A 9,819-nucleotide genomic window follows, 5' to 3' on the forward strand; every position below is an offset into this window, starting at 1 on the left:
GCAATATGTGCTGGTGAGCTCGCTAGACCAGTTCAGCCAGGTGACCAGGCAATGGTTCACCGGGGCCTTCCAAGCTCCCACGGCCGCCCAGGAGGCCGGGCGGCATCACGCTGCACTGGCACGGCGTCGACGTCCCCAACGCCGCGGACGGCGTCGCGGGCGTCACCCAGGACGCGGTCGGCATCGGCAAGGAGTTCACCTACCGGTTCCTCGCCGACCGCGCGGGCACCTTCTGGTACCACTCGCACCAGATGTCACACGAACAGGTCCGCGGCGGCCTGCTCGGCGCGCTGGTCGTCGCGCCGGCCAGAACCGCCGGCGTGAAAGACGTCGTGGCGCTGGTGCACCTGTACGGCGGCATCCGCACCGTCAACGGGCGCGAGGGCGATGTCCAGGTCAAGGCGGCGCCCGGCGCGCGGACCCGGGTACGGGTGATCAACACCGAGTACGGCGTCATGCCGGCCTGGGTGAGCGGCGCGCCGTACCGGCTCGTGGCCGTGGACGGCACCGAGGTCAGCGGGCCGGCGCCGGTGCGGGACCAGGCGGTCGCGGTGGCCGCCGGCGGACGCGCCGATCTCGAGGTCACCATGCCCGCCGACGGCTCCCCCGTGCGGATCCACCTCGGCGGCCCCGCCGGTGTCGTGCTCGGCTCGACGTCGTACGACGCGCCCCCGGTGCCACGCCCGGCGGCGACGCTCGACCCGCTCACGTACGGGACCCGGGCGCCGCTCGGGTTCGACCCCGCCAAGCCGGACCGGCGCTTCGAGTACGACGTGGGCCGCCGCCCCGGCTTCCTCGACGGGGTCCCCGGCGTGTGGTGGACGATCAACGGCCATCTCTACCCCGACGTGCCCATGTTCCACGTGACCGAGGGTGACGTGGTGCGGATGCGCATCTCCAACAACAGCGGCGAGGCGCACCCCATGCACCTGCACGGCCACCACGCGGTGGTGCTCACGCGCGACGGCGTGGCCGCCACCGGCAGCCCCTGGTGGGTGGACTCCCTCGAGGTCGGGATCGGCCAGACGTACGAGATCGCCTTCGTCGCCGACAACCCCGGCGTATGGATGGACCACTGCCACAACCTGCCCCACGCCTCCGAAGGGCTCACGGCCCATCTGATGTACGAGGGAGTCACCACCCGGTTCACGGTCGGCGGCTCGGCCGGCAACAAGCCCGAGTGAGCCCCAATAAGTGAGCACCAGGCGCCGGCCGGCGGCGCATTCCACCGGTCCGGGGCGGCTTCGGCACGGCCCGGTCTCAGGACCAGGCGATCTCGCCATGGCGGGAGACGAAGCGTCCGGTGCCGGCGCCGGGCTCCTCGGTGGCGAGGGCGACGATCGCGTCCGTGCCCTCGGCAACGGTTTGGGGGCCGCTGTGACCGTTGAGGTCGGTCGCGGTGTAGCCGGGATCGGCGGCGTTGACGCGGATGCCCTTGAGCCCCTTCGCGTATTGCGTGGTCAACATCGTCAGCGCCGCCTTCGAGGAGGTGTACAGCGGCGCGATCACATGCGACTCGGGCCGGCCGGGGTCGTGGGTGAAGGCGAGGGAGCCCATGCCGCTGCTCACGTTGATGATCGCAGGGGCGTCCGAGCGGCGCAGCAGCGGCAGGAACGCGGTGGTGGTGCGGACGACGCCGATGACGTTGACCTCGAGGACGGCGCGGGCGTCGGCGGCGGTGAGGTCAGCGGGGTCGCCGACGGGGCCGTGGACGCCGGCGTTGTTGATCAGGACGTCGATCCTGCCTTCGTGTTCGGCGACGTTCGCGGCCGCGGCGGCCACGGACGCGTCGTCGGTCACGTCGATGGGGACGTAGCGTGCGCCGAGCGCGGCGGCGGCCTCCTCGCCCTGCTCGCGGTCGCGGGCTCCGACGAGCACGGTGTGGCCGTACTCGATCAGGCGGCGGGCGGTCTCGCGGCCGAGGCCCTTGTTGGCTCCGGTGATGAAGGTGATCGTCATGCGTTCGATGCTGGTCCCGGTGAAGGAGGCGGACCAGGGAGGCTTCGACGGTAGGAAGACCGGTACCACCCTCGCGCCCACCCGCACGACCGGGGATGCATGAGGATGGAGGTCATGTCGACGACACCCGGAACCGGACTGGGCGCGATGATCCGCACGTGGCGGGATCGGCTGCCCCCGTCGGCCGCCGGGCTGCCGGTGTCCCGAGGACGCCGGGCAGCCGGGCTGCGGCGCGAAGAGCTGGCTGACCTGGCCGGCGTATCGGTCGACTACGTCGTGCGCCTGGAGCAGGGGCGGGCCACGACACCCTCGGCGTCGGTGGTGGCGTCACTGGCGCGGGCTCTACAGCTGTCCACCGCCGAGCGGGACCACCTGTACCGGCTGGCCCAGCTCGTACCGCCGGTGGGCGGCGCGATCTCCGACCATCTTCCGCCCGGCGTGCAGCGGGTGCTCGCCCGCCTCGGGGATGTGGCGGTCGCCGTGTTCGCGGCGGACTGGCAGCTGGTGTGGTGGAACCGCGGGTGGGCCGCCCTGCTGGGCGACCCCTCCGGCGCGCCGCCGCGGCTGCGCAACTTCGCCCGTGACAGGTTTCCGGTGGACGCCGGCCCCGCGCACCTCGCCCTGTGGCCGGTGACCGAGGCGGACCGCGCCGCCACCGACGCCGCCGTGGTCTCCGACCTGCGCCGCGCCACCGGCCGCTTCCCCCAGGACGGCCGCCTGGCCACGCTGATCCGCGAGCTGAACGCGGGCAACAGGAGGTTCGCCGAGCTGTGGGCGACCGGAGAGGTGGCCGCGCACCGCGAGGACCACAAGACGATCTACCACCCGTCGGTGGGCCCCGTCACGGTGGACTGCGACATCCTGACCGACGGCGACTCCGAGCTCAAGATCGTCATCATGACCGCCGTGCCCGGCAGCGAGGACGAGACCAAGCTCCGCCTCACCGCCGTCGCCGGCCCACCGGCCCCGGACCACGATGCCGACCTACAGGAACACATTAGGAGGAGCCCTCACTAAGTAGCCCCTGATTTCTCCCCTATGTCGTTGACCACCTCCCAAGTTGATGTTAGTAATGCAGGAAACCTTCATAACGACGGAGGCCACCTGTGGTCACGCGATTAGCCGCACTGGTCCTGCTCCTCACCGCCCTGCTGGCCGTCCCCCTGCCCGCCCAGGCGGCCACCGGCTACGCGTTGACGGCCGCGCAACTGGCTCAGGTCAGGCCGCTGGCGTTCACCTCGACCATGTCGGCGCGTGACGCGGTGGTCTCCACGCTGCCGGTGACCAAGGTGCGGATGGACACCGTCATCGCCGGCGGCTACACCACCCGCGCGATCTGCCACCCCACCGACCTCCACGTCTCCGTCCCGGTCAGCGGATTCTGCTGGAACGCCACCGACGACACGACCGCGAACTGGTTCCCGCAGGGGATCACGGGCAGCGGCGACGGCATGAACGGCTCAGTGCTCTACCCGCCCTGCGACGGCTGCGCCGGCCGGAAGATCGTCGCGGTGAGCTGGCGCAGCGGCGCCTCCCACGAGTACGGAGCCAACCGGCTCGCCAGGGTCACCTTCGCCGACGTCACCGCCGGAATGTCGGGAGCCCCCTACCGCCACGTCGTCCTGGTCGAACCCGACGGCACCGCCGAAGGCTTCCACGAGATCGCCACCCACGCCGACGGCATCTCGTGGTACGGCAACAAGCTCTTCCTCGTCACCGGCGGCGACCCGGACGTTTCCGGCGGCGACCGGCTGGTCCGCGTCTTCGACCTCACCCACTTCTGGAAGATGAACTCCACCACGTCAGGGAACGTCGGCTGCGTGAGCGGCGTCTGCTCGGCGGCGTACTCCGGCTTCGCCCTGCCGCAGATCGGCTACTACCGGCTCAACTCCCCGGCGGTGTGCGCCAGCCTCGACCTGACCAGGCCCTGCCTGAACGGCGTCTCGCTCGACCGGAGCGGCGCCGACCACCTGACCACCGTCGAGTACAAGAGGGGCGCCTCCGGCGGGAAGATCCTGCGCTGGCCCCTCGACCCGTCCACCGCCCTGCTCAAGACCGGCTCCGACGGGCTCGTCCACCCCACCGAGGGATGGACCAGCCCGGTCTGGGAGCTGCAGGGCGGCGTGTTCACCGGCGACAGGGGCGTCCTCGTCGGGCTGTGCCCCGACGGCGCGCCCGCCGTCACCTACATGCCGGGCGGCACGGCGAACATCTCAGGGGATTACCGCAAGTCCTGCCTGCACCGCGTCACGATCTCCGCCGACCGCGGCACGCTCGACGTCCACTACATGACCACCGCTCCGGGCAACGCGCAGAACGTCGCCTACTGGCCGGCCAGCGGAGAGATATGGCTGGTCAACGAGTTCCGCGGCGACTACGACGCCATCTACGACAGCGACCGCCTCGTACTCGCCCTGAACTGCCCGAACCTCGACTGCTGAGACCGGCACCTCGCCGGCCACGGTGCGCGATCGATCCGGTCAGCGGGCGCTGACCGGATCGCCCACCCGGATCGTGCCCGGTTCGAGGGTGACGAGGCGGATGCCGAACCAGGTCTTGCCGTCCCACTTGTGGTACCGGGCCAGCGTCCGCAGCGGCTCCTTGCCCTTCACCTGGGTCTCCGGATCGATCGTCGTCACCGCGCAACGGTCGCAGATCTCCGAGACCCGGAAGGGGACGTCGCCGATCCGCACCTCGCGCCAGCCTTCCTCCGCGAAGGCCTCCGAGCCCTCGATGATCACGCTGGGACGGAACCGTACCCGTGACAACCGCCCGGGCGGATCCTCGCCGTGCCTGGCGGCCTCCTCGGCCAGCCACCCGTCCAGGGCGAGCGCGGACGACTCCGAGATGAGCAGGAGCGGCGCGTCCCACGCGAAGCTCACCACCTCACCCGGCAACCCGCCGTGCGCCGGGTCGATCGACCGCCGCGTGGGGTCGTCCAGCCACACCAGCCGGGCCGGGCGCCCCAGCAGTTCGCTGAACCAGGCGTGCGCGACGTCGTCGGCGAGCACCGCCTTGTCCAGGCCGGTGAAACCGACCCGCGTGGCCGCACCGGTGGCGGGCGGCACGGTCAGGGGTTCCATCCCGCGCGCCGCGAGCCGCAGACCGTCCTCGGCGGTGGGGTGCGCGGCGACGGACGCCAGGCGCGGGAACTCGCCCAGCCACAGGTTGTCGCCGTTCTCGTCGACGACCGCCCACCGCCGGTCCCCGTCCAGGCCCCAGGGGTGAACGACCGCCTCGGACCGCGCCCAACCCTGACCCGATTTCAGCGGATAAATCAGGATTTGATCAAGGATCACCGCCCAAGCTTATCCGGTTCAGTAACGGCCGTCAGGAGGCAAATATGTCACCACTCCCGCCTCCTCAGGCGTGGCCTCACCGCCGAAGACCGCGGCCACCCGCGCCCCCAGGGCCCCGGGCAGCATCGGGATCACGCGGTCGGCCAGGTCCGCGGTCCTGCCCTCGGCGACGAGGTCGCGTAGCTCCTGCCAGGCGGGGGACGGGATCACTTGTGTCATGGGCGGGAGATTAGAGATCATCACCGACAAAGCGACCGGGTGCGGATCCGGCCGTTCACAAGATCGAGTCGGGTGGGGAAAGGCCGCGTGATCGACGACGTACTCCGTTCCATGGCCGAGAAGATCGCGGCCGCGGCGCCCCCGAAGTGGCGCCGGGCCGAACTGCGGGGGTTCGCGACCGCCGGGGGCGGGGCCGGGCACAGCGGCCTGACGTACGAGCCCGGCGCCGGCGGCGGTGACGTCGACCTGCACGCCGAGCTGTGCGCCGTGCACACGCTGGCCGGGCCGACCGGCGATCATCTGACCGTCGAGCTGGTGGTGGAGGCCAAGGGGCGGTTCGAGGCGGTGGTCAGCGAGTCGCTGGAGCGTGCCCACGGCGGCGGGTTCCTGTACGTGCTCGACCGGCACGCGCTCCCGGCCGAGCCGGCGGCGTTCCAGAAGGGCCCGGTGGAGTCCACGCAGGCGGGAGACCCGCGGGAGGCGGTCGCCCTGCTCGGCGCCTATTTACGGGAGCGGGACCGGATCCTGGGGCGGGACACGTACGCGCCGCCGCCCGCCCTGCCGGAGGCGCGCCGGGCCGAGCTCGCGATGGGGCTCCCCGACGACCTCCGTGCCCTCTACGCGCACATCGACGGCGACGGCGGCGAGGGGCTGCTGGACCGGCACCCCTGGTTCGGCCTGGAGAGGCTGGTGAGCCAGAGCCGCCCGGAGAACCGCTGGTGGGCCGCGGGCCGCGCCTGGCGTGACCACCTGCGCACCCCGTTGATCACCAGCACCGGCCCGCGGCTGGCGGTGCGCCGGGCGTCGGACCACCCGGGCTGGATCCCGTTCGCCACCAGCACCGGCGGCGACTTCCTGGCCGTGGACCTCGCGCCGGGGCCCGGCGGGCGCTCCGGCCAGGTCATCCGCATGGGCGTGCACCACGACGACGGCCCGGTCTACGTCGCCGACTCGGTGACCGGCCTGCTGCATCGGCACGTCGCCGCGCTGCGGGCCGGCGCGTACCGGATCGAGCAGGGCGAGCTGTGGATCGACGCCGAGGAACCGGAGGAGGAGCCTCGCGCGCTGGTCGTCGCCGGCGCCGACGCGGCCTCCATGCGCGGCATGCGCGCGGGGATCGAACGCCTGACGGTGCTCAACGCCCCCTGGGCCGACTTCCGGCCCCTGCGCGGGACGCCGACGCTGTGGCAGATCACCGTGGAGAACGTGCCCGGAGCGGACCTGGGCCCGCTCCGCGACACGCCGGTGGAGCTGCTCGACCTGGCCATGGACGCGATCGACCTGTGGCCGCTGGCGGGCCACGCCACGCTGCGCCTGCTGACGCTGCGTACCGCGAACCCCGTGGACCTGGCGCCGCTCATGTCGTGCCCGCGCCTGTACGGGCTGGACCTGTCCGAGGCCACCGTCAACGACCTCGGCGTGCTCGCCGACCTCAAGAACCTGCTCTACCTGCGCCTGCGCCGCGCGCAGTGGGAGGAGCTCTGGGAGCGGGCGGGCCACCCGGCGGGGCTGGCGGCAGCCGAGCTGGCCGCCGAGCCGCCCCGGGAGCGGGCCTGGTGGTGGTCGGTCGACAGGTCCTACCACGCCCCGGAGCCGTCGCTGAGGACGGCGGTCAAGTGGGCGGCCGACCTGGCGGGCAGGTCGGCGGACGTGCGGACCTTCGCGGGCCGGTTCGCCCGCGGCGGGTCAGCCTCTCGTTGAGATCAGCTCCAGGGCGCGCTGGTACTGCTCGGTCGACGGCTGCCGGGTCCAGGTCATGCCGGGCAGGCTGTCCGACAGCATGCGCGCCATGACCATGGACATGACGTCGGACGGCTGCGCCTGCGGCATCTGCGGGCGCATCGACCGGTATCCGGCGAGCACCCGGCCGTAGTCGTACATCAGCGTGTTCGTGAAGCGGCTGCGCTCGGCGTCGGCGCTCTCCAGCCCCGCCACGAACTCGGGCTCCGGCTCCTCGATCACGGCCTTGTAGACGTCGAGCCGGTTGCGGATCTCGCCGGGGGCGGCGTGGCTGTGGGCGTCGTCGTACATGCGGGCCACGTGCTGCGGCATCTCCACCAGCACGGTGAGCATGCCGTAGCCGCCGTCCTCGTCGCCGTAGCCGCCGACGCCGCCGTCCACGCCCTGGGCGTGCGTGGCGCTCATCATCGCGCTGGTGAAGTCGTACTTGTCCATGCCGTCGACCGGCTGGGCCATCCAGTCGTCGTCGAGGTGCAGCACGCCGCCGGTCTCGCTCTGCGCGGCGCGGTCGATCAGGTGGCGTACGGCGCCCGCCGGGTCGGCCAGGGCCTGCGGGCCCATCGCGGCGAACTGCTCGGTGAGCAGGAACAGCGAGATCATCATGGACGGGCCGTAGACGCGCAGCGCGCCGGCCTCGCGGTGCGGGTAGACCGTGCTCTCCTCGTCGTACGCCTCGAGCCCCGCCATGAAGGCCCGCTCCTGCTCGTCGTCGAGGATGAGCTCCCAGGCCCACTTGCGTTCGACGTGGAACTTGTAGAAGTCCTCGCCTCTGAGCGGATCTCGGAACTTCCACCACAGAGCCACGCCCGCGACCAGGGCGACGATCACACCCAAGGCGATCCACATAGGGGTCCGTCTCTCTTTCTCTCGGGTTTACTGCCGGAAAGGCCGGACGGTAGCAGTGAAGATCCGCCGATCTCCCGGAAACAACCGGAAAGGAAGGACATGATCACCTTCAGTAGCCCCTAGCGGGCGGCACCCAGTCGGTGGCGCCGCCCGCCCGTGACGGGGTCAGGCCCAGGCCGTGACGGCCGTGAAGGAGCTGTCGTCGCGGAACCCGGTCGTGCCGTCGTAGGCGTCCACCCAGAGCTCGAAGCCGCGGTGGCGCAGGAAACGGCCGGGATAGTTGCTCGATTCGAGGCGCACCGAGCCGCTCGCGGCGCCGGGGACGGCGTAGAAGGTGGCATCGGCCCTGAACACGGCGGTGCCGTCGTCGGCGCCCAGGCGCGCCCGCCAGCCGGAGTGGCGCAGGTAGCGGCCGTCGGCGGCGCGCAGGGAGTAGCCGTTCGGCGCGGCGAGCCCTGTCACGATCGTGAAGGTGGCGTCCTGGCGGGTCTGGGCGTCGCTGGAGGCGCTCACCTCGTGCAGGTAGCCGAGGTCGTTCTGGTGCCTGGCGTAGCGGGCGGGATAGTTGACCGAGCGCAGCGACCTGGTCGTCCCCGCCGGGAGGGTGGCGGCGCCCGGGACCCTGGCGTGCGTGAGCGTGCCGAACCCGAGCTGGTCGAAGCCGCCGCTGTTGGGCCCGTAGTCGCCGCCGCCGCCCTCCGGCCGCACCTTGGCGACGAACGCGGCCGAGTACGGCATGGCCAGGCCGCGCCTGACGGCGTAGTGGTGGTAGACGGTCTCCCAGACGGGCCGCACCTCGCCGCGGCTCGCCGAGGAGATCGCGGTGTGCGTCTGCTGGGCGCAGTTCTGGCCGGTGCCCCAGGTGTAGGCGGTGAACGGGACGTCCTCGCCCAGGTTGTACTTGGCGATGTACTCGCACGCCTTGGCGAACCGGTTGCCGTCGTAGCCGTACAGGTCGATGCCCTGGTTCCAGGCCATCTCGCAGAAGGCGCCCATCTGGCCGACGCCCATCATGGTGTGGCCCTGGTCGCGCCCGCTCTCCTGCCACTGCGCGAGCCCGCCGCTGTGCAGGAACGGGATGGCGTGCGCGATCGAGCCGTTGCCCGCGCCCGTCTTGAAGTACGTGACGGCCCGGTCGATGAGGTCCTGGCGGTCGCAGAGCACGCCGATGGCCAGGATCGAGTTCATGGAGCACAGATCCCAGTTGGCCCAGTAGTTGGTGATGCAGGCGTCGTTGTGGTTGGTCAGGAAGCTCTCGTTGAGCGGGTGGAAGACGTTGAGCATCATCCGCTGGAAGCGGGCCAGGTCGAAGCCGCCGTAACCGCGCATGATCTCGGCGACGTTGGCGAACTGGTAGCCGTAGATGCCCGCGGCCAGGAACCGGTCGGCGTTGCCGGTGACCGTGGTGAGCGTGCCGGACCAGGCGTTGAGGATGTCGCGCGCCTTGTCGCCGTGCGCGGTGCTGCCGCTGACCTTCCAGCGCAGCGCGTTCTGGTAGGCGGCGTGGATGTCGTTGTAGAGGATCCCGTAGTTCTGCCCGTCGCCGCCGCGGACGATCGTCGCCTGCGGGTTGGGCGTCCAGGTGCTCTGGGAGTGGGAGTTGGCCACGAGCCGGTCCCAACCCGCCTTCCACGGCTGGGCTCCGGCGTTGACCATCGAACGCATGCGGTCGAAGTCGGCCTGCGTGTGCAGCAGGCCGCTGACGAGCACGGCGGGCACGGCGACGGCGCTCGCCGTGGCCACCGCGACCAGCCCC

Annotated in this window: 9 protein-coding genes; 4 read left to right on the top strand and 5 right to left on the bottom strand. The window is 71.6% G+C overall.

The genetic code is table 11. The features are described 5' to 3' along the window. Positions 1-110: 110 nt before the first annotated feature. Complete coding sequence (locus ACWEPL_RS64080) at positions 111-1,184, top strand: multicopper oxidase family protein (RefSeq protein ID WP_452442767.1); 1,074 nt, start codon at positions 111-113, stop codon at positions 1,182-1,184. 76 nt (positions 1,185-1,260) lie between these two features. On the opposite strand, the gene ACWEPL_RS64085 is transcribed toward ACWEPL_RS64080, so the two are convergent. After that, positions 1,261-1,959 (bottom strand): SDR family NAD(P)-dependent oxidoreductase, encoded by a 699-nt coding sequence (locus ACWEPL_RS64085; RefSeq protein WP_452442752.1) that lies wholly within the window; start codon positions 1,957-1,959, stop codon positions 1,261-1,263. Between the two features lie 114 nt (positions 1,960-2,073). Here ACWEPL_RS64085 and ACWEPL_RS64090 point away from each other — a divergent pair, with 114 nt between their 5' ends. Both ACWEPL_RS64090 and ACWEPL_RS64095 read left to right on the top strand, forming a co-directional pair. Next, on the top strand, positions 2,074-2,976 hold the full coding sequence (locus ACWEPL_RS64090; RefSeq protein ID WP_452442754.1) for a helix-turn-helix transcriptional regulator: 903 nt from the start codon (positions 2,074-2,076) through the stop codon (positions 2,974-2,976). Between the two features lie 89 nt (positions 2,977-3,065). Continuing rightward, positions 3,066-4,400: a hypothetical protein gene (locus tag ACWEPL_RS64095; RefSeq protein ID WP_452442755.1), complete on the top strand. Its 1,335-nt coding sequence runs from the start codon at positions 3,066-3,068 to the stop codon at positions 4,398-4,400. A gap of 39 nt (positions 4,401-4,439) precedes the next feature. Here the strand turns inward: ACWEPL_RS64095 and ACWEPL_RS64100 are convergent, their stop codons facing one another. Then, a complete protein-coding gene (locus tag ACWEPL_RS64100) occupies positions 4,440-5,258 on the bottom strand; it encodes an MOSC domain-containing protein (RefSeq protein WP_452442757.1) in 819 nt (272 codons plus the stop codon). A gap of 18 nt (positions 5,259-5,276) precedes the next feature. Continuing rightward, positions 5,277-5,477: a hypothetical protein gene (locus tag ACWEPL_RS64105; RefSeq protein ID WP_452442759.1), complete on the bottom strand. Its 201-nt coding sequence runs from the start codon at positions 5,475-5,477 to the stop codon at positions 5,277-5,279. Positions 5,478-5,564: 87 nt separating this feature from the next. On the opposite strand from ACWEPL_RS64105, the gene ACWEPL_RS64110 reads away from it, so the two are divergent. After that, positions 5,565-7,178, top strand: coding sequence for an SMI1/KNR4 family protein (locus ACWEPL_RS64110; RefSeq protein ID WP_452442762.1), 1,614 nt, complete (start codon positions 5,565-5,567; stop codon positions 7,176-7,178). Here ACWEPL_RS64110 and ACWEPL_RS64115 read toward each other — a convergent pair. Together ACWEPL_RS64115 and ACWEPL_RS64120 are read right to left on the bottom strand one after the other, a co-directional pair. Continuing rightward, positions 7,164-8,063 carry a hypothetical protein gene (locus ACWEPL_RS64115; protein ID WP_452442764.1) on the bottom strand — a complete coding sequence of 300 codons (900 nt, stop codon included), beginning with the start codon at positions 8,061-8,063 and terminating at the stop codon, positions 7,164-7,166. The two genes, ACWEPL_RS64110 and ACWEPL_RS64115, sit on opposite strands and share 15 nt — an antisense overlap. Positions 8,064-8,228: 165 nt before the next feature. Continuing rightward, positions 8,229-9,819: AbfB domain-containing protein (locus ACWEPL_RS64120; RefSeq protein ID WP_452442766.1), on the bottom strand; the 1,591-nt coding region annotated here is incomplete at its 5' end.

This window comes from Nonomuraea sp. NPDC004186 (assembly GCF_053603495.1).